The organism is Paenibacillus sp. J45TS6 (assembly GCF_018403285.1).
Taxonomy (GTDB): domain Bacteria; phylum Bacillota; class Bacilli; order Paenibacillales; family Paenibacillaceae; genus Paenibacillus.
In genome coordinates, this window is sequence record NZ_BOSJ01000012.1 from 1 (window position 1) to 20,187 (window position 20,187).

Annotated in this window: 19 protein-coding genes; 4 read left to right on the forward strand and 15 right to left on the reverse strand. The window is 40.7% G+C overall.

What is annotated here, in order from left to right:
- A partial coding sequence (locus tag KJS58_RS25810) for an IS3 family transposase (RefSeq protein WP_374705832.1) occupies positions 1 to 76 on the forward strand: 76 nt, incomplete at its 5' end.
- A gap of 91 nt (positions 77 to 167) precedes the next feature.
- Here KJS58_RS25810 and spoVAE read toward each other — a convergent pair.
- Genes spoVAE through spoVAC form a run of 3 tightly spaced genes read right to left on the reverse strand, consistent with a single transcriptional unit; the run spans position 168 to position 2,054 of the window.
- The gene (gene spoVAE / locus KJS58_RS16970) at positions 168 to 518 is read right to left on the reverse strand and encodes a stage V sporulation protein AE (RefSeq protein WP_213534198.1); all 351 of its coding nucleotides are present in this window, start codon (positions 516 to 518) and stop codon (positions 168 to 170) included.
- Position 519: 1 nt separating this feature from the next.
- The gene (spoVAD, locus tag KJS58_RS16975) at positions 520 to 1,542 is read right to left on the reverse strand and encodes a stage V sporulation protein AD (protein WP_213534200.1); all 1,023 of its coding nucleotides are present in this window, start codon (positions 1,540 to 1,542) and stop codon (positions 520 to 522) included.
- Positions 1,539 to 2,054 carry a stage V sporulation protein AC gene (gene spoVAC, locus KJS58_RS16980; protein WP_374705830.1) on the reverse strand — a complete coding sequence of 172 codons (516 nt, stop codon included), beginning with the start codon at positions 2,052 to 2,054 and terminating at the stop codon, positions 1,539 to 1,541. The genes spoVAD and spoVAC overlap by 4 nt, the downstream gene beginning before the upstream one ends.
- 478 nt (positions 2,055 to 2,532) lie before the next feature.
- Between spoVAC and KJS58_RS16985 the strand changes: the two genes are divergently transcribed.
- Positions 2,533 to 3,606, forward strand: a complete 1,074-nt coding sequence (locus tag KJS58_RS16985; protein WP_213534202.1) for a M42 family metallopeptidase — start codon at positions 2,533 to 2,535, stop codon at positions 3,604 to 3,606.
- 93 nt (positions 3,607 to 3,699) lie between these two features.
- Here KJS58_RS16985 and KJS58_RS16990 read toward each other — a convergent pair whose 3' ends face one another.
- The 11 genes from KJS58_RS16990 to KJS58_RS17040 all read right to left on the reverse strand — a co-directional run bounded on the left by KJS58_RS16990 (position 3,700) and on the right by KJS58_RS17040 (position 17,621).
- Positions 3,700 to 4,410: a metal-dependent hydrolase gene (locus KJS58_RS16990; RefSeq protein WP_213534203.1), complete on the reverse strand. Its 711-nt coding sequence runs from the start codon at positions 4,408 to 4,410 to the stop codon at positions 3,700 to 3,702.
- A 242-nt stretch (positions 4,411 to 4,652) separates the two neighbouring features.
- Positions 4,653 to 5,261, reverse strand: coding sequence for an ATPase (locus tag KJS58_RS16995; RefSeq protein WP_213534205.1), 609 nt, complete (start codon positions 5,259 to 5,261; stop codon positions 4,653 to 4,655).
- On the reverse strand, positions 5,254 to 5,433 hold the full coding sequence (locus KJS58_RS17000; protein ID WP_213534411.1) for a hypothetical protein: 180 nt from the start codon (positions 5,431 to 5,433) through the stop codon (positions 5,254 to 5,256). Before KJS58_RS17000 ends, KJS58_RS16995 begins: the two co-directional genes overlap by 8 nt.
- A 158-nt stretch (positions 5,434 to 5,591) precedes the next feature.
- Entirely contained in the window at positions 5,592 to 8,813 is a 3,222-nt protein-coding gene (locus KJS58_RS17005; protein ID WP_213534207.1) for a chromosome segregation protein SMC, read from the reverse strand.
- Positions 8,810 to 9,487, reverse strand: a complete 678-nt coding sequence (locus tag KJS58_RS17010) for a hypothetical protein (protein WP_249717493.1) — start codon at positions 9,485 to 9,487, stop codon at positions 8,810 to 8,812. The genes KJS58_RS17005 and KJS58_RS17010 overlap by 4 nt, the downstream gene beginning before the upstream one ends.
- Positions 9,471 to 10,943 carry a hypothetical protein gene (locus tag KJS58_RS17015; RefSeq protein ID WP_249717495.1) on the reverse strand — a complete coding sequence of 491 codons (1,473 nt, stop codon included), beginning with the start codon at positions 10,941 to 10,943 and terminating at the stop codon, positions 9,471 to 9,473. The genes KJS58_RS17010 and KJS58_RS17015 overlap by 17 nt, the downstream gene beginning before the upstream one ends.
- Positions 10,919 to 12,226 (reverse strand): DUF2399 domain-containing protein, encoded by a 1,308-nt coding sequence (locus KJS58_RS17020; protein ID WP_213534210.1) that lies wholly within the window; start codon positions 12,224 to 12,226, stop codon positions 10,919 to 10,921. The genes KJS58_RS17015 and KJS58_RS17020 overlap by 25 nt, the downstream gene beginning before the upstream one ends.
- 172 nt (positions 12,227 to 12,398) lie before the next feature.
- Entirely contained in the window at positions 12,399 to 13,100 is a 702-nt protein-coding gene (gene sigK / locus KJS58_RS17025; RefSeq protein WP_213534212.1) for an RNA polymerase sporulation sigma factor SigK, read from the reverse strand.
- Between the two features lie 136 nt (positions 13,101 to 13,236).
- The gene (locus KJS58_RS17030; protein WP_213534214.1) at positions 13,237 to 16,677 is read right to left on the reverse strand and encodes a glycoside hydrolase family 2 TIM barrel-domain containing protein; all 3,441 of its coding nucleotides are present in this window, start codon (positions 16,675 to 16,677) and stop codon (positions 13,237 to 13,239) included.
- Between the two features lie 52 nt (positions 16,678 to 16,729).
- Entirely contained in the window at positions 16,730 to 17,320 is a 591-nt protein-coding gene (locus tag KJS58_RS17035; RefSeq protein ID WP_213534216.1) for an FtsX-like permease family protein, read from the reverse strand.
- A gap of 19 nt (positions 17,321 to 17,339) precedes the next feature.
- Positions 17,340 to 17,621, reverse strand: coding sequence for a DUF6509 family protein (locus tag KJS58_RS17040; protein ID WP_213534217.1), 282 nt, complete (start codon positions 17,619 to 17,621; stop codon positions 17,340 to 17,342).
- A 256-nt stretch (positions 17,622 to 17,877) separates the two neighbouring features.
- Between KJS58_RS17040 and KJS58_RS17045 the strand changes: the two genes are divergently transcribed.
- Positions 17,878 to 18,936 (forward strand): hypothetical protein, encoded by a 1,059-nt coding sequence (locus tag KJS58_RS17045; protein WP_213534219.1) that lies wholly within the window; start codon positions 17,878 to 17,880, stop codon positions 18,934 to 18,936.
- Positions 18,937 to 18,973: 37 nt separating this feature from the next.
- Here KJS58_RS17045 and KJS58_RS17050 read toward each other — a convergent pair whose 3' ends face one another.
- Complete coding sequence (locus tag KJS58_RS17050; protein WP_213534221.1) at positions 18,974 to 19,534, reverse strand: AAA family ATPase; 561 nt, start codon at positions 19,532 to 19,534, stop codon at positions 18,974 to 18,976.
- A 123-nt stretch (positions 19,535 to 19,657) separates the two neighbouring features.
- Here KJS58_RS17050 and KJS58_RS17055 point away from each other — a divergent pair, with 123 nt between their 5' ends.
- A complete protein-coding gene (locus tag KJS58_RS17055; RefSeq protein ID WP_213534223.1) occupies positions 19,658 to 20,089 on the forward strand; it encodes a DnaJ family domain-containing protein in 432 nt (143 codons plus the stop codon).
- Positions 20,090 to 20,187 lie beyond the last annotated feature (98 nt).

Genomic DNA, 20,187 nt, shown 5'->3' on the forward strand with positions numbered 1-20,187 from the left:
TAACAATACAAGAAAGCAATGGACATTAAAAAAGATGACTCCGGCAGCATACCGAAGTCATCTCATTGCCGCTTAAACAGCAGCGCATCCTTTTTTTAAAACTGTCTACTTAATAGGGTTCAGTTCATTTCTCACAAGATTTCTTTATTATTAATGTTTGATACAAATTACCCTTTCGGTCTGACAAACAAAGCTGCGAGAAAAGAAAAGATAATCGCTGACGAAATACCGGCACTTGTTACGTTGAATATCCCTGTGATCACACCCAGCCAGCCGTCTTTTTCAAGCTCAATCAGGGCGCCATGAACAAGAGAGTTCCCAAAACTCGTGATTGGCACAGATGCGCCTGCACCCGCAAATTTTACGAGCGGATCATATATACCAAAAGCATCAGCGACTGCACCAGCAACAACCAGTGTACTCATCGTATGTGCTGGTGTTAGTTTAAGTATGTCAAACATCAATTGCCCAATGACACAGATCGCTCCGCCTACCAAAAAAGCCCATAGAAACTGCATTTTATTTAGCCCCCTCTTTTTCAATTGCTACTGCATGTGCAATACAAGGAATAGTTTCACCTTGTTGATATGATAAAGGGGATAATAGAGCTCCTGTCGCTACAACTAATACCTTGTTTAGCTCCCCTCGCTCCATTCTCTTTAGGATATGTCCATAAGTTACCGTTGCTGAACATCCGCATCCACTGCCGCCAGCAAAAACATACGTTTGTTTCTTCAGGTCGTAGATCATTAGCCCACAATCATTAAAGACCGTTTGCTCCATTGGAATTCCTTCTTTTTTGAGCAAATCCTTAGCAATAGGAAGTCCCACCGAAGCAAGGTCACCGGTAACAACGAGATCATAGTAGCCTGGTTCAAGTCCTGTGTCGCGAAAATGAGCAATGATCGTATCTGCGGCTGCAGGAGCCATTGCTGCCCCCATATTAAATGGGTCCTTGATTCCAAGGTCCATGACTCGTCCAATTGTTGCCCGTGCGACAATCGGACCTTTGCCAGTACTACTGACCACTGCACATCCAGAGCCGGTCACCGTATTTTGCGCCGTTGGCGGTTTTTGAGCGCCATACTCTGTTGGAAATCGGAACTGCTTTTCTACGGTGCAGTTATGACTGGATGTACCGGCAAGGACCTTGTCCCCTCCTCCAGAATCTACAATAAGCGCTGCAAGAGCTAAACTCTCCATCGATGTAGAACATGCCCCGAATAATCCTAAGTATGGAACCCCTAGCTGCCTCGCTGAAAAGGAGCTGCTGATAATCTGGTTCATTAAGTCGCCGCCAACAAAAAACTGCAGATCATTTTTCGATATACCGGCATTCGCAATCGCCATTTGAGCTGCTTGTTCAAAAAGCCTTCTTTCGGCTTTCTCCCATGTCTTCTCACCAAGTTCCAAATTATCGTAGACATAATCGAAATAGTCTTTTAAAGGACCTTCGCCTTCTTCTGGCCCAACCACACTAGATGCCCCAATAATCTTCGGTTTGTTCTCAAATTCCCAGCTCTGCTTTCCAATTCGCTTCATAGATGGTAACCTCCAAATCCGAGGCAAGCGTAAATAACTCCGATAATAAAGGCAGCGACCACACCGAAGACGATTACCGATCCGGCCAGCTTAAACATGTTTGCACCCACACCTAGAACAAGCCCCTCGGACCGATGTTCAAGTGCAGCGGAACACATGGAATTGGCAAAACCGGTAACCGGTACAGCAGAACCTGCACCCGCAAATTGCGCCAGTTTATCATATACTCCAAAGCAAGTCAGAATGACAGATGTCAAAATAAGAACTGCAACCGTAGGACTAGCTGCATCCTTCTGCGTCATATCAAATCCAGTCATAAAAGCTTGCTGGATACATTGTCCAATCAGGCAAATGGTCCCTCCAACAAGAAAGGCGCGAATACAGTTTTTCAAAACAGGCCTTGAAGGCTCATGTTTTGATGCAATCTTTTTGTATTCCTTCGTATCGATTGATAGCGAAGAAGATTTCGCGCTTGTTTCCGGAGATTTCTTTTGATCCGAAATAGCTGACACCCCCCTCATAACCCTAAGTAATTTCTCTCACACTTTCGTCGTGCCTGAGATATGTTCATTATGGGTTACACTCACCAATCTTATGTTTGGTAAATCATCCTTTTGGATGGATAATAAAGGGGGTATTCATCTATTGTTATATCGCCGCTCTCCCGTAAATTTAATTCATTTATAGAAAAGAACAAAAATAGTTAAAATAATTAAAACGCCGAGCATAATTAATCCTTTTCTTACGTGAGGATCCATATCTCGTCCGCTCCCTTCATCAATTTGGCCGTCTTTCGAGGAACTTTTGCATTCATTATTAGTGTATGCACTAGGCAGTTGTCTTGTGAGCAACACCCAATCTAAGTTATGAATTATCGTCCTAAGGACCCAGGACAGGAGAGATTACAACATAGACAATCAGGATTTCCAAGTTCATAATAGAGGAATTGAACATTGGTACATAATTAAATAAATGACAGGAGAGATGATGATGGAACAGAAAACAAAAGAACTGTTTAAAACGCTAACCGAGTTCCCTTCAGCACCTGGTTTTGAAAGAGAACTTCGTGCCTATGCGAAAAGTTTGATGTCGGAGTATACTAATGAGTTCGTTCAAGACCGTCTTGGCAGCTTATTTGGTGTATTACGCGGGAATGAAGAAGGACCGAAGGTTATGGTCGCTGGGCATTTTGATGAAGTAGGTTTTATGACTTCGGGGATTACGGAGACAGGTATGGTTACTTTCCGTCCAATCGGCGGATGGTGGAGCCAAGCTGTATTATCACAGCGACTGCAGATCATTACACCGGATGGCCCGATTACAGGCGTTGTCGGCTCCACTCCTACTCATTTGTTGTCTGAAGCGCAGCGCAGCAAGCCTGTTGAGCTGAGTACCATGTATTTAGATATCGGTGCAGATAACCGCGCAGAAGCAGAATCCTGGGGAATTAGACCGGGTATGCAGATCGTGCCTATTTGTGAGTTCACACCTCTTAAAAACGAGAAAAAAATCATGGCAAAAGCGTGGGATAATCGTTACGGAGTTGGCCTCTCCATCGAACTGCTGGAAGCCTTGCATAAAGAAAAGCTTCCCAATATTTTGTATTCTGGTGCAACAGTTCAGGAAGAACTAGGTCTACGCGGAGCACGCACAGCAGCCAATCTTATTCAGCCGGATATCTTCTTTGCGCTCGATTGCAGTGCAGCAAACGATATGACGGGAGATAAGAGTCAATTTGGTCACATCGGCAAAGGTGCGCTTCTACGGATTCTCGATCCGGGTATGCTTACCCATCGCGGTATGGTTGAGTACGTGCAGGATACTGCGGAAACGAATAAAATTAAATACCAATATTTTATTTCTCCGGGCGGTACCGATGCAGGGCAAGTTCATTTGAGCGGCATCGGTGTTCCATCTACGGTGATTGGAATCTGTGCAAGATATATTCATACATCCTCTTCGATTATTCACACCGATGATTATGATGCAGCCAAAGAGCTGATCATCAAGCTCGTTCGTGGACTTGATCGTACGACGATGAACACAATTATTGAAAATTCCTAATCTGTCTGTAAAGCAACAAAAAAGGTGTCCTATTAAGCACAATGCTTAATAGGCACCTTTTTTATGGATAAAATCCTTCCCAAGGAAAGATACTTATAGAAATAAGGGTGAAAAGGATAGCCAGGCAATAATAAATGTAACCCCGATAAAGAAGATTTCTACCCAAGCTCCTTGCTTCGAACCCGTACTCATCAGTTTAAATTTAATCTTCCACTTGAACGGCGGAAGTGGGCGAATCCCCCGGCTTGTTAAACTGTCAGCCAAGAGGTGAAGGGTATACGACAATCCTCCGGCAATCCATACTGCATCTCCATAGGACTTAGTGGTCCCGTATAGTAAAAACGTCCACACGGCAATTGCATACAAGGTATGGGTCAGTCCCCTATGAGGGACAAGGGTGGCCAAGATCAAAAGACTGCCAACAAGCAGATTCCACGGATGGAATGAGTGACCATACACGATGAGCCCAAGTCCAATAAAGAACATAATCCACTGCCTTAGCGACCTGGAAGGCATAAAAGAAACCGTGGCAATGAGGGCAGCAAGGATCCAGTTCCAGGGTGAACGAGCCATCCCATAAATACCAACAGCTAACGCCAGAATAATTAGCGCAATCTGAACAATTCTAAGCAGCCAATTGGGAATTACACGTGTCACAAGTAGTGAGTTTGGTTCATCTATATCCGGCAATATGGAGCTTACGAGAGCAACAGCCACTGCAGGAACCGTGATTGGTATACCACCCAGCTCTAAAAGGGATAAAGATATCCCTGTTCCAACGATAATATGGGTTCTACCCATCATGGCAATAATACTTCCCTTCTGTAATATGTATAATTCTGAGGTGTCCGGCGCTTAGAAAGCTGCATTCCATCTGAAATATCTTGACTATTATAGCACGTATGTTCGTATAGGTATACCCAGTTTCTTCAATGCTCTTTTTTATGGAAATCAGATCTCTTGATCTTTGGCTTATTATCAAATTTCTTAACTATGGATACCGATAAAAAAAATAAACCAATTGCGATCGCTCGACACAAATTGGTTTATTTTTTTGTTTTTTCCCTAATTTGTAATTGTTGATCAATTAATTGTGCCCATTCAGGCAATTCATCTAAATAATATTTTATTCCACTTTTATCTGCTCCAAGAATAATTTCACCATCTGTTTTACTATTATCAATAACGACTAATTGATCTAATTGATCCAAGTGAGACAACAAATTATTCATACTCGTGACATTACGTCTGATAATATCCTCAGTTTCAATGTGATGCCCACCATTTTTCACACGCGTAGCAACACGTTCAATATTAAGGCGAACATCCCCGAGTCCTACATAAAACATAATGATTTCAAAGCCTTGTTCCTTTGCATCTCGTATCTGCCGGATAACGTTACCACCCGCTAAAGTAGTTTCTACAGTGAAATCCCACTTATTTCGGATACATTCTCTGGCTATTCTTATGGCTTCTTTTCCAGCAGATACTCTACTCTTTTCAGGATGTCTAGCATTAATTTTGCGAGCTAGTGCATCCGGATCAATATTCACACTTACCCCAAGTCGGTCAATAATCAAGTTACGGATTGTGCTCTTACCACTTCCATTATTACCAGCAAACACGTACATGGTTGCTGCAGCTGTCTCAGTCATGGTTAAGTTCCTGTTTATTCATTTCCTCAATCTCACCCGTGCTATATTCTTTCACAATTTGTCCTTCAGCTGTCTTATATACTATATATGTCCCATTTGCTTTAGCATCCAATTTCGCACGATCTCCCGTTAATCGAATCAATTTAGCAAGATCCTTCGTAAGATTCATCATTTATAAAAACACCTCATCTTTTTCTTGTAGCTCGAGTATACCACAGCAAAGTACATTTTATATTAGCTTATGCCTGGATGTATCATACAACCAAATAGCCTGTAAGAATGATCAGTGTATATCTCACTCTAACAGGCTAATTTATTTCTAAAACTCTGTCATTTTCGTTTCAAAATTAACCCCGTCACTTTACTTCGCGGTACAGTAGGATCATGATGCACAATGTACGCTTTCGAGAATCGATCCAGATAAGAATTCTCATGTGACTTTGGTGACAGAATAATCAATTTACGTTCTAATTCCTCAGCATAAAGATCAAATACCTTTAACTTCCTCTGCTCATCTAATGCACTATCAAATTCATCCATGACAATGAATCCAGGTGCCGTTTGAAGATTCTGTAATAAAGCTAGAGCAAAAAGAAGCGAACTAAGCGACTCTTCCCCTCCAGAAACACCTTTGCCTACTCTTCCTCCACGAGCCTTCACACTGACATCCTCTAATGTTCCCCGATGCCCTTCCTTGCGAGCCTTTATGAACAAATGGAAAAGCACGCGACCTCGACGATCCTCTCGCTGATTCCAATCGATCTGTCCCTCGAATTGAAAAATGCTCATGTAATTCTTAAATCGCTGTTGAATTTCAAGGACTCGCATATTGATTGTCGTCTCTAGCTGATCTTTCAGGTTCTCAGCTCGTTCTTGATTTTCTTCAAACAATAAGCTTGTCCGCTTATACTCATCCTGCAATTGATGAACATCTTCTTCAATCACTTTATAATTTTCAGGTGCTGCGGGATCAATGCCTGACTCATTTCTAGCGCTGTTAAATGTAACTTTTCCAGACTCATGCTCCTGACGGAGCTTCGCAAGCGATTGTTGTTTTTTCGAGGAATTGGATTCAAGTTCAAACTCTTTAGCCAGCTCATCATAAATAAACCGTGCTACCCCTTTAAAGTTTTCAATTTCCTCAGTGACCGTAAGCAGATTTATTTTGGATGTATCAAGTGCCTCACTTGTATCTTTAATTTGATTATCAATTTGATTTAAGTTACGCGTTGCATGTTGAATTTTGTCTTCATTATTCGAAAGATCACGTTTTTGTTGACGTTCAATTCCTTCTATTTGTTCAACTTGCTCTTCCGCTATATCCATATGATGCTTTAACGTATCCCGTTGTATAGATAAGCTACGGAGATCTTGTTTCTTACGTTGTAACGTTTCAAACTGCTCCTTCTGTTGACCTAATTTCACATAAAAATCTGCTTCACGCTGTAATATACCTTGCATATGCTCTAGCCTTACCCGTTTCTCAATGAACTTTATGTTCGTATTCTTTACTTCCTCTCTGTTCGCCTTCTGTTCCTGAAGTTGCTGCATCTCCTCTTCATACTTTAGGAGCCTGCCTTCCCGTTCATGCTTCTTAGTGAGAAAAGCTTCCGATTCACGTACAGATTGGATAATGGAATGTAATTCTTGTATAGTTAGTGTATCGCTCTTAATGGAGTCATGGAGACTCGCAAGTGATGTATTGAGTTCGATAATTTCCTTTTGAATTTCCTCTTTACGTTTCTGCATAGCCTTCAGGCTTAATATATAGTTCTTTTTCTCCTGAGGACCTCGAATACCCTTCGAATCGATGAGTAATCCATTCTCTATTCGCGTCTCACCTGCTAGAAAGAATTGCTCTATCCACCATAAAGCCTTGACCGCATGCGGGAATACGTCATCTCCTAACCCATTCTTCACACGAATTTGTAGTGTCTGAATTTCAGTCACAGTACGATCCGGTATTATACTTCGTAAAGGAACATGATACAAATCATTAGGTGCTTGTACGTGCGAGCCATCAAAGAATACAGAATATTTTATCGCTTCAAACTGTTCTTCAACTATAGGCCGAGCTGACTCATTTAATTCAACCAATTCATTTAGTGTATAAGCTCGCACACCTATGGCTTTGAACAAAGATAGTGATTCCCTTTGACGAGTTGACCATAATTGTTTTTGTTCAAGCCTCAGTTTCTCATCGGTTACTTCCTGAAGTAGTTTAGCCTTATATTCTCGTTCCTGCTTGGATTGTTGAATTGATCGGTCTAAGCAGTTAATTTCCATTTGCACATCATGACTGCTGCGATACTGCCGTAACCGTTCCTTGTGCATATGATCCAACCCTTTATCCTGTTGAATCTGCGCATTCAAGTTAGAACTTGAATCCATTAATTGCGCTATAACAGCTTCGGCTTCCTGAAGACTAGCTTCCGCTTTCTCAATCTCTATATTCAATTCATTGATCTGCTTAGTTATTTCCGTTAGCTGCTGATGAACCTCATTTTCATTACGTGTAATTTGAGACTTTTCTTGATTAAGCTCCTTCAGCTGGAGATCTAATTCTCCAATGACAATTGTAGTTTCTTCAATTTCTTTTTTTACAACAGCTACTTGCTCTTGTAATAAGATGATTTTCGTATCCAGTTGCTCTCTTTCTTCTTGTATTTGCTTTAGCTCATTATTCAATCGTTCGCCTTGCTCCTGTAACGCTCCTAGTCTATCCTTCGCGATATCCTGATCCACGAGCAATTGTTCTTCCTTAGCTACTAAATGCAATTGTTCTTGCTTGTAGTAAATCTCTAATTTCAATAAAGCTCCAGCATACAGCTCCCCTCCTTCTACAAGCCGTTTCTGATTATCTTCATACCGTTCTAGCGCTGCTCGAGCTATACCCAGCCATTGCTTCTTATTGGCTACATTCACTTCAGCCGTACTTAAACTTTCCTGTACATCCTTTAGCTGCTCCATACTTTCTTCCCAGTTCCGTTGCACCTGATCAATACCATGCATTTCGGCAAAAATACGAAAACGCTCCTGCGGATCCATGACAGCAAATTGATTTACCTCCTGCTGGTACCAAATCAGGTAGAACAAATCTGGATCAATTTTATATTTGTACTGGAGATCCTTCTTATAAGAGGTGAAATTGTATTGTCGATCCCCAGACGTATACTTAATTGTTTCGTCCCACTGTTCTGGATCATCCCCTGAATGTATAACAAATTCCTTCTTAGTTGGTTGTCCTGGTTCTTGTAGGATATAAACTGCAAATTCTACATAAGTAGGGGCATCAATACGCATGCGTCCCTCATTCTTAAAGAGAAGTCGAATATGAGCCTTCCACGTATCATTCGGAAGGAGATTACGAGATTTCAAACCCTCAATATCTACCTTGGAAGAGTATAGAACAACTCCCATACAGTATGTCACAGTAGATTTCCCTGCTCCATTAGGACCGGTTATCAGTATATGTGATTCTTTTCCTGACAAATCCATCATAGTAGGCTGATAATCTCTGATGCCAGTAAACCACAATTTCCAAGGTATCATTCTATTTTGTCAGTTCCTTCCTGATACAGATTATATCGTTTGAAGAATTTAAGTACTTCTTCTTTATTTAATTGATTGGATTGACTAAATTCAACAGTACGACGCAAAAATGAATCCGAGAACATATTTGTACCAATTGCAGTGATTGCGTAAGCCTTCTCGTTTGAATTTGTATCATATTCTTCAAGTGCACCGATTTTTTTCAGTTGGTCTATATTCAGATTTAAACGTTGATTTGCCTTTGTTGTCTCATGTCCTAGAGCATTTAACAGTTGATCAAATAATGTAAATTCATGCTGTAAAACTTCTTGCTGGTAAAACATAAACAGAAGGATTGATAAACTTTCTTTAGACAGTGTACTACGTGCAGCTTTAGCAGGAACTCTCATCATAACGATGACTTGATCCTTTTTCTCATCATAAATCACTTTAAAGTATCGACTTACCGCTTGATTAACTCGCTTGAGGAATGAATCGAACTTCTCATGATCATCAGAGATCTTTAATTGTTTCTCCACCTCACGCCTGGATAATCCGAAATTCCCCGCACGTATTGTAGCTGAGGATGAGAATAAAAGATTCATAAAAACAATCTCTTCGACTTCAGTTAGTATCCCTTTGATAGTCTGCATAACATTAAGAGGATTTACATTCATTTCATCCGTCAAGCTCATCATCATTCCTCTCATGCATATTTTCTATGTCCCTATTATTTATATTGAAATATTTTTTATGTTTGACCACTTGATTGATATCATCACGATTCATCCAATCCCATTTCTTTTTATAAAAAGAGGCTTGAACTTTTGAATCCGTAGCTTTCTCCAAGGTTAACTTCTTACTGCCTACCAATGCAGATACCGCAGTAAGCGCATTAATCGCATCCCCCCAAGCCGTAGACGTTGCTTCAATCATCACGGTCTCTATAGGAGCTTCCTCCACTTCCTTCATGAATTCTTCAATTGCTTCCGTTTCAATCATGGATTTGGTAAGCAGCCATTGTGAATCCCCCATCATATCTTCTAGTAGATCAATATCCATTTCCTCATTTACATATTCGATTTCCTGGACGTCCTCTTGCATCAAATCAACAATCGGCTCATAGTTTTCTAAATATTGTATGGCTTCACCAATTGCTTCTCCTGATAGAGGCGCAGCGAATTTAACCGGAATCCATAAACCATCCATGGACTCACCCTCGTATTCATTTTGCTCCATAAAACTCATTATTTGATGAGCATTGGGAATGTCTGATTCTTGAGGCGGATCAAACATTTGTGTAATAAACATCCTTACTTTTTCCGGATTTATCGAGGATAATAACATCGTTTGCTTCATCATCGTAAATTTAAGATATTTATTGATCATCCCCATACTCAAATTCGTACCCTCTGCAAGTGCTGAAGTTCCTGACTGCATTAAATTACTGAGTACCAGACTGTCCTCTAACGTATGGAATTGGCGAAAACGCTCCGACAATTTAATTTCTAATTCCTGCATCAGCTGATGTATGATCTCTAGTTGAGGTAGCGCATTACGGTCAGCTAGCATCTCTAATTCTCGTTCTTTCATCAATTGAATTGCATTTTCAACATTATGAATCATACTAGCAATTTTATTGCCCCCTGATATGCCATGATCGTCATATGCTTCGCTAAGCTCAGCATCCCGTCTAGCTTGGAATAACGATCTGCCAATATCATCATGCATATAATAGGCTAATGAATCATTTGCAAGACGTATAAGCGTATCCATCATTCGCTTACCTACATCTCGCATTTTTAGCTGCCTTGTTTGTTTGGATATCCAGTTATACTTCACTAGAACATTTACAATTTGTTCGACCTTTTTTTTACTTGGTGGTTCAAGGTCATCAAAACGGTTACGATAACGATAATATAGCGTATCTGCGTTTTCAATCGGTTCATCGAGTCCCAAAGCTTCTTCATTGATCAGTTGAATAATACGAAGAAATCGCAAAATTTCGATAGGCGTCTGCAGAAAGCTTTGTGAATTGAGATCATTAAGAACCCCAGATAATAATGCAATATCCCTCAGTGCCTGATGCATTTCTGGTTTGGATACGTTTGTTTGAAAAATTGAAATTAATGGTTGATCCAGCTTCTCCAATCATCTGCCACCCCTAACACGATTTCTTGTTCTGATTTCATATCTTGTAGTAAACTCTCCATGCTCTGTTGATACTCCAACCAATTGGTTATTATCGAGTGATCCGGACAGATCCATTTATGCTGAATAGCGTGTCCCCTGAGCGATTGAAACATCTCTCCTGCAATTTGCAGTCCAGCTTCATCATAGTCGCTCCACAAAATCGTTTGGTCGATACTACTACTCAGCAACAATTGTCTGATGAAATGTTTATGTGCACTTCGAAGATGACCATCTACACAAATTATCAATGAATTTGTCTCCTGCAAGAAATGAGGCTCTGCTGACATCCGAGTCAGTATAGCTCGATTCTCAACTAACCAGAGTGTTGTTGCTCTAGTTGAATATTGGTCTTGTGAAACCGAAATATTCGTTAATGCATGCACAGGACCTGCTCGATAAGTCGACCACTTTCCTTCAAGATCTCCGGCGAAATAGATTGACGTTATTTGACCACCACTAATCATCCCCAACGTTTCCGGCGCATTTCCACTTATTGTCTCCAAAATAATAAGAAACTCTGCTTTATACGCATCAAATGCCTTAGAGCCTCCAATGCTAGGGTAATAATGTGCGCCAATTTCTTTCCAATCAAATATCTCTTTGTTGCTAGAAATCATGAGAAAAGCTAATAAAAAGTTCAACCCTTTGATTCGTTTAATTAAACTCCAATTCGCAGGGAAAACATGCTGTTCATCTAGATCATTAAGGGCCCATTGTAAACTACCTGACAAGAACAATGCCAAATCCTTCAACTTAAGTAATCGTTCGTCATGTAAATACGTAATTTGTTCCATTTTCTGTGCAGCATTCGACTGATATTCCGTAAATTGATTCAAAAAATCCCAATGCTCATCCGTTTGCTTATTTAATAAATAAACATATAATAAATAGCCCATTCGGTACTGAATTCGTTCTACAGATTTCCCATCATGTTTTAAACGTACTTCTTTCAAAATCCATCCTTTATGTAGCCAATCAAAAGTCTGTTGATTATCGTCTAGTGAGGTACGCTTTCTCACTGTCCAACGTAAAAGCTGTGGATCCGGTGGTTCTTGAACAATAGAAGAATACTCTCGAGCAACCGTAATGATCCCGACTCTTCGTATTGTACGTGCTGTTCTTTTTACAATATCTATATCTACAAGTGAAGTTTCACCTATTGTCCTTGGCATCTCTAGTTGCTCGTCCTTTTTCAAAAAAGATTGGCAAATAAACGAAACCACATCATCGAAGTTTTGCACAAAAGCCTCCTACACAAAATATATTTATATTTTCCAAGCTACTTGTACAAGTATACTAGAAAGCAAGAATCGCTACGATGATTTCCTTTGTCTGTTCATAATACACAAATAACCTGTAGGATTAAGACAGTCGTATCTCATCCCTACAGGTTATTTTCCTGAAATTTTTAAGTTAATTCTTCGCCTTATAAAACTCATGATACAGTTTCATCAGTGCCCGTTTCTCGATACGAGAAACGTAGGAACGCGAAATACCAAGCTCTTTTGCGATCTCTCGCTGTGTCCGCTCTTCTCCGCCGGTTACAAGACCAAACCTGCCCACTACTACTTCTTTCTCCCGATCATCGAGGATATCAAGGTTTTGATAGATTTTGCTCTTCTCTATCTTAAGCTGAACCTTATCCATCACCTCATCCGCTTCGGTACCGAGGATATCTATTAAAGTAATTTCGTTACCTTCCTTGTCAGTTCCTATCGGATCATGGAGAGATACATCTTTTCTTGTCTTCTTCAAGGAGCGTAAATGCATCAGTATCTCGTTCTCTATACAGCGTGCAGCAAAGGTCGCCAGTTTCGTCCCTTTTCCTTGCTGGAAACTCTCAATGGCTTTGATTAGACCAATCGTTCCAATCGAGATCAGGTCTTCTTGATCTTCACCGGTATTATCAAATTTCTTCACAATATGTGCAACCAGCCGTAAATTATGTTCAATAAGCAAATTACGTGAACGGGCATCGCCTTCCGCCATTTGCTTTAAATGCTTTGCTTCGTCTTTCTCAGACAAAGGCTGAGGAAATGCATTATTTTTTACATAAGACACCAGCAAAGAAAGCTCTTTAATAAATAGTGCAATCGCCGTAAATAATCCAGGCACGGGGGACACCTCCTACAATTTTCGGGACAGTTCTTGGTTTGTCGTCTAATCATTGTATGTAGGCATACACCTATTCGTGCCTGTACGGCGGAAATAGCTAATTACCGAAAAATCTAAAATATTATTTCAGCAATCCTTATTGTTCGAATCGGAACCAGCCAAAATCAAAGTTGCTTCCAGGCAAGAAGATAAAGGTAACCTTCTGCAGTCCAGTAACTCTCTCTAGCTCAAATACACGTTCCTCATATCCTTCGGACTCCGTAAATTCGATAAGTTGATTGCTTGAATCTTCATCATTCTCGAAGCGAACATGAATGGTATTCTTATCAATTAGCGATCTTCCATAAATAACGAGCTTTGAAACTCCTTCTCTTCCGAAATCCATCTGTTCGAACGTAAGGGAAACGTTATTTCCGATCCCTTCCACTCCCTGTTCCGCCAAGGTAAAGGTATCTCCGTAAATACGATCACAATCTGTCGCCATATTAACCTCAAAGGCCGGGTTCTTCTTCTCAAATGAAAATCCCTTGATATGCACCTTCTTCTGTAAAACAAAGCAAAGGGACGTAACCCCGCGAAGTCTTCTGGATAATGGATACGTTTCCGCTTGATAGACATTCCACTGGGACTTTTTCTGATAAACTACATCAGCGAGCTGTTCGCTGCCTTCTTCTTCCGGCATGCCTTCCCAAATCTGCAGTTCATAAGGTTCGTCATCTAGTGCGAAGATAGGAATGGTAATCAAATCAGACCCATACGCGCCAAAATCGATATTACGATAGCAGACCTGCGTCTCCCCATCTCGGCTTGTCGCTACACCGCGTTCATTCCCATTGCCGACTTCCCCTTTCACTTCATCGTAAAGCCCTCCAAAAATAAAGCTGTACGGATCTTTAAAAGCAGTGCCTAAACCTGTTGCAGTGAATTCCAACTGGGATATCATTCTGATCTTATCCGAGCCATTCTTACTCATGCAGCGTACTCGAAAGCTTCCATCCCCGAGTGCCGTAATCTTCGCTTCTTGGCCAAAAGATTCGATGTGGGCTAGATTAGACTCAATTCCTGCATCATTCACCACACTCCAAATTACATCTGGATACGATGTGTCCGCAGGGAATAAATTAGCTTGTATCGTCATCTCTTTTGTCGATTCATCAAACTGTTGTCCGGAAGGACTCAGCAGTTCAATTTTGCGAAGAGGTATTTCATCCACCATTCCAAGATTAGGCTGCAGCTCTTTGTTTTGCGTAATTGCCGTAATTCCATCTAATGCGCTTTCATCTGCTGGTAGAGATGTAATCTCAAGCTTCTGGCTTTCTAACCCTTTTGATGAAACTTCCACCTCGATCGTACCTGGCTCTAGAGTTGTTCCAATGATCGCCATAAGTTTACCGCTGAACAATCTTCGGCTTGTGCCCTTGTATGGATCGTAATCTGTACTGTCCCCATTATCTAAGCCTAATAAGCGTCCGGCTCCTGTAACGTGTACATGTACGCGGTTGCTCGCATTCTCTACCGGATTACCCTGCTCATCTTCCATCGTAATCTCGACAAAGACCACATCGGTTCCACTTGCTGTAACCGTATTTTGATCTGGCTTCAAACAAATTTCGCTTGCATTACCAAAGGATCTTCTCACATCGACCGCAATCACTTGATCTGACTCGTCATAAGCAATCGCTTTCAGTTCTCCCGCCTCATAAGGGATTTTCCACCAGCCTACCAGCTGATCTCCGTGCTCATGATCGATTTCATAAGTTCCTACCGTTCCCCCATTGAGCTGAAGTTCAATCTTTGGTGCATTCGAGCAGACACGAACATCAATGATTTGACCCGGGTTAAAATCCCAATAAGGGAAAATATGAATCATAGGCTTCTTCTTATAATCCGTCCATGCAGCTTGATAGATATAATAAGCGTCTTTCTTAAAATTAGCCGTATCGATCTGTCCGAAATACGAATTCTTCGTATGATACGGTGTCGGCTCACCAATGTAATCAAACCCTGTCCAAATAAACTGTCCCAGCGAGAATGGCGCATCTCTTTCTGCGATAATGCATGCTTCTGCCGACTTGGCTCCCCAGCTCGTCGTGCTGTTCCCGAGTGCTGAGCACTGTTCATCATCATCATCAAGAATGGATTGTTCGAACGGGAAGTGATAAATTCCCCGGCTTTGAACAACCGATGCGGTTTCACTGCCGTAAATGATCCAATCAGGATGCTCTTCGTGATGCTTATGATAATATTTTTCTGCATAATTATAACCGGCTAGCTTCACGATATCTGCACATTTCTGTGCGTTTTCCCATGGCATATAATTCGAACCGATCGTCACTTTGGCATTTCCTTTGTAATCATGTAGTTGGACTTCTTCCATCAGCATCTTCGTTACTTCTTGTCCCCGCTCATCTGCATGCGTATCATAAATTTCATTACCGATACTCCACATCAGCAGGCTTGGACGATTACGGTCCCTCGTTACCCAGCTTTTCACATCAATTGGAGCCCATTCCTTGAAGAAACGTGCATAATCATAGGTCGTTTTTGACCTTTCCCACATATCAAAACCTTCCGAGACAATGAGCATCCCCATCTCATCGGCCAAATCCATAAACTCTACTGCAGGCATATTGTGTGCTGTCCGAATGGCATTAACGCCCATATCCTTCAAAATTTCAAATCGTCTTCGCAGTGCCGTTACATGAAACGCTGCCCCTAATGCGCCCAAATCATGGTGCTCGCATACCCCATTCAGCTTCATCTTCTCGCCATTTAACTTCAATCCTTGCTGAGGGTCCATGACTAGAGTTCGAAATCCGATGTTCTGAGTGATGCTTTCAATGACCTTCCATTCCTTCTCCGCTATATCGTCCGGCAAGAGACATAATAATTCTGTTCTCAGCTGATACAAATGCGGTTCATCTGTACTCCATAGCAAAGGATTCTCAGTATAGAGAACTTGACTTACCTTTGAAACCGCTTCACCTTTTCCAGAAATTATCTCTACACCATTCGTAATCATTTGGTCTTTGTACAGCAATGTATGTAATAGCTGAGTTTCCCCTGCGCTATGTAGATCAGTGTCAATTTCAATACTCCATTTATGCCCTTCTTGATTTGTGTGTATATACACTCCATTTGTCTCGATATAACTGCTTTCTCTTGTCTTAAGCCATACATTGCGATAAATGCCGGCTCCCGAATACCAACGGCTGTTAGGACTTTGATGCACGACTTTCACGAGAATCTCATTCTCCCCTTCAATGAGTGCGTCGGTAATCTCAAATTCAAAAGAGGAGTAGCCATATTTCCATTCTCCAACATACGTATCATTCACATAAATGGTAGAGTCCATATAAACACCATCAAAGCAGATTAGCGTATGTTTCTCTTTCTTCGAGATAGTAAAGCGCTTACGATACCATCCAATACTATTTTCATATAAATCTAATGTGTTATAAATCAGCCAGTCATGAGGGATATCTACCGGCTCAAAATCAAGCTCTGGTTTAGCCGTTGTTTCTAAATCACTCTTACAAAACTCCCAGCCATCGTTAAACAATTTTTTATGATTCACTGTGTATATCTCCCTTTCTTCCAACTAAAATGTGTTCTCGATTAATGCCGAACTAATCAATAACAAGAATTCGTGGAGATGTGGCAGCGATCACTCTTGAGGAAACCCACGAACCTATTCCTACAGCAATGAATGTAACAGCCGCAAAAGAAAGAATCCCTCCCCAGTGCAAAATCAAAGGAAGCTCTGCAATCCCATAATCTGATAGAATCGTCCCAAGCAAGCTCGGAAGTAAATAAACACCCAGTAAAATACCAATGATGACTCCCACAGCAGAAAGAACGATCAGCCCTATCGAAATCGATAATCGAAGATCCTGTGAAGATAATCCGATCGATTTATAAATGCCGTAGGTTTTGCTTTCTTTTCGAATCGTCATTCGACTGATACTGTATATGATGATAATCGTTACTCCGGTGAACAACAACCCCATCATGCTTATTGGGAGAAGCAAAGAGGCTACCGCTTGTTTAAATGTGTTATCTAATAACGTCTGCATCGTCGCTGCTAACAACGATTTTTCGCACTTTTCATTTATTTCACTGTAGCCCACACCCAACTTCGTCCGAATATATTCAGTTATAAAATAAAAAGCATACCCTGCACAGCCCTTACGCTGTTCAGAATATGCTTTATTAACCATGTCGTTACTTAAACGACATTTAGATGTGTTCTTTGCAGAACGTTTCAAGCACGGCCAGTTCATCTTCTTCAAGATCAAAATCAAGATATTTTTCTGTTACTTTTTCATACAAATCGTACTTAATAATTCCCGCTTTAGGCTCGTCTGCTCTATAAATGACGCGAATGTAAACACCATTCTCAGAGTACAACTCATCATCTTCCTCTGGATCAATTACGATTTGGAACTCATATCTTGTCCCTTCTACAATACCAAAGGGGTCGTTAATTTCCTGTACCTCAAATTCTGTAATTGTTAGCATATGATTTTATGTCACCCTTTCTGCCTGTCTTAAAAGATTCATTATAACTGATCTTATGTACTCATACTATCCCTTGGAACACTTCTTTAAAACTGAAAGCTTGGTATTTGCATAAAACTACAGTCTTTTTCGACATTTTCCGATATACTTTACATAGCAAGCCATAGGAACAGGAGGAGAAGGAACCATTGGCTATCTACCAGTGCAGGACAATCTTAGGACAGAATATGCCTAGGAGAAACAGGGGTGTCTACTTGTGACTGATATTGAACTCACAAAAAAAAGAAATAACCGTTTGGTTTTTGTCCTTGCAGCAGCTATCACCGTAAACGAAATGCTTAGTTTTACAATTGGGATCTCACTCCAATTTATACTTCTTGTAATGGGTACCATATTTCTCATTATTGTACCTGTGACCCTTATATCCAATCATCCTAAATTCACTTGGACCGTTCCTTACATAAAATACTTTATTACCCTCGTGAGTGGTGTTGCTTTATTTTTATTAATCAAGATCGATCCCCATATGATCAATATTATGACCATGTATTTTTATGTGGCCATCATGGGCATCTACCAGGATCGAATAATTAATGCACTCACACTGCTCATCACCTTGTCGATCTTATGTTTCTATTTTTTTACTCAAGGAGAAAATATATTTCACTCTACAAATGTTCAGGACCTTCTTTTCTATATCATTACTTTTACTTTGGTATCTGTCGTAAATCTGATGTATGCGCAGTTCAATAACACTTTACAGCAAGAAAAGGAACTAGAAAAGCAAAGAGCATTAGAAGCCAAAAGCGCAATGAAAACCATGCTGACTAAAATTACAGAATCCGTTCAGGCTGCGAGTCAGTATCAGAATGATTTACAGGTGGCCACGTATGAAACCAATCAACGATCGATTGAGATTGTGTCTTCCATTGAAAATATCATTGAATCGTTAGAAATGCAGAACAAACAATCTTTGCTGCTAGCTAATCAGTTCAATCAGGTTAATGAGCAGATTAACAATCTACTGATACCTACCATGTTCCCACATAAACAAAACTCTTTCTTCACAGCTACAGCTGTAGATTCAGCTTTAACTGCACCTCTAGAGGAGACTCTTATTGAGATAAAGTCTATGTTACAGAACCTTGGAACAGCAGCAGAGAGAACAGTAGATATAACCGAATACAACAAAGGAAGCCTGAAAGATGTGCTCCATCTGGTCTCTACTCAACAGCAGGAAATCACATCTTTATCTGAAAGTTTTGCCAAACTCGAAAGACAGCTCCGTCGGATGAATCGAAGAAGCCAACTATAATTGAACACGGGCATTCCGTTTTGGAATGTCTTTTTGGCTACCATTTAAAACGATCTATAATCATATCGGCCACATTTTCAGCATCGACCTGAGTGTTATTAATCCGCACATAATTTTCCCCCGACAACTCTCCTTCTAGCGAATTAAGGCGGTACTGCTTCACCGTATCCAGTAAATCCTGCTTTGAAAAAGTGATGTCCCGCTTGGTTGGTTTATGTTCAAGTCGATTCGGTGTTTGGTTGCGTCTCAGTCGTTCCTCCGTATCTGCCTCTAGTTCAACATAATATATGGATGCCCCCTGCGAGGTGAAAATACTACTAATCTTCTCCACGTAGTCTCGATCCTCAGGAAGGTCTAAAGCCCATACAAACGTAAAGATGAGACCCGTAAGATCACTTTTCGCTGCCTCTTCAAAAATCTCTTTTCGAAACAAGTTCACCAGCCGTTTCCCCGCGGGACTACTATAGCTAAAAAAATTAGAAACCAAATCAATCGTCATATGATTATGAAAAAGCTTCATTCCTGTCTTACGGGCTAATTCCTGCCCTACCGTCATTTTACCAACCGCCTGCGGACCAAAGATGATCACGAATTTCATTGGTTATCCCCCTAAATTATATCCATATTATTCCTATTATATATGGATTATGGTAAGGTTCAAGTAATGACATTGCCACTTCGTCTGTGAAAAAATCATGTTTATAGTAGGAGGTAAACGGACATGTTCTCGAAAAAAGAACCAAAAGATAAAGAAGCCCAAAAACAAGAAAAGCATCAGCCAGAATCGCATCAAAGCCCAAGCGTATATTTGGTTAACGATGCCATTGAAGACTTCGCTAAACGTGGAGGTTTTGATGATCTGGCAGGAATGGGAAAACCTCTAAAGGTTCCAGAGGGGGATGTACTGTCCGGTGTTCTAAAGAACGCAAATTACCTCCCTCCCTGGGTTGAGCTTAGAAAAGAAATTGCAGCAGAAATGAAACTTCTCATCCATAAAATGAATCATATTAACCCAGCGGAAGTAGAGATCGAGATTGAACTTCTTAATGAAAAGATTAAAAACTATAATAAAAAAGTACCAAATCCTGTTCTACAAAAAGGATTTGTATCCGAGCAAACACTTGAAATCAAATATGAAAATCACTGGCGATAATATAGTTCCTCTTATGGCCAAGCATAAAAACCGCCGAGCTGAACTAAACTCAGCCATATAAAAACTGCACCTCCAATGTTAGTTGATATCTAACATTT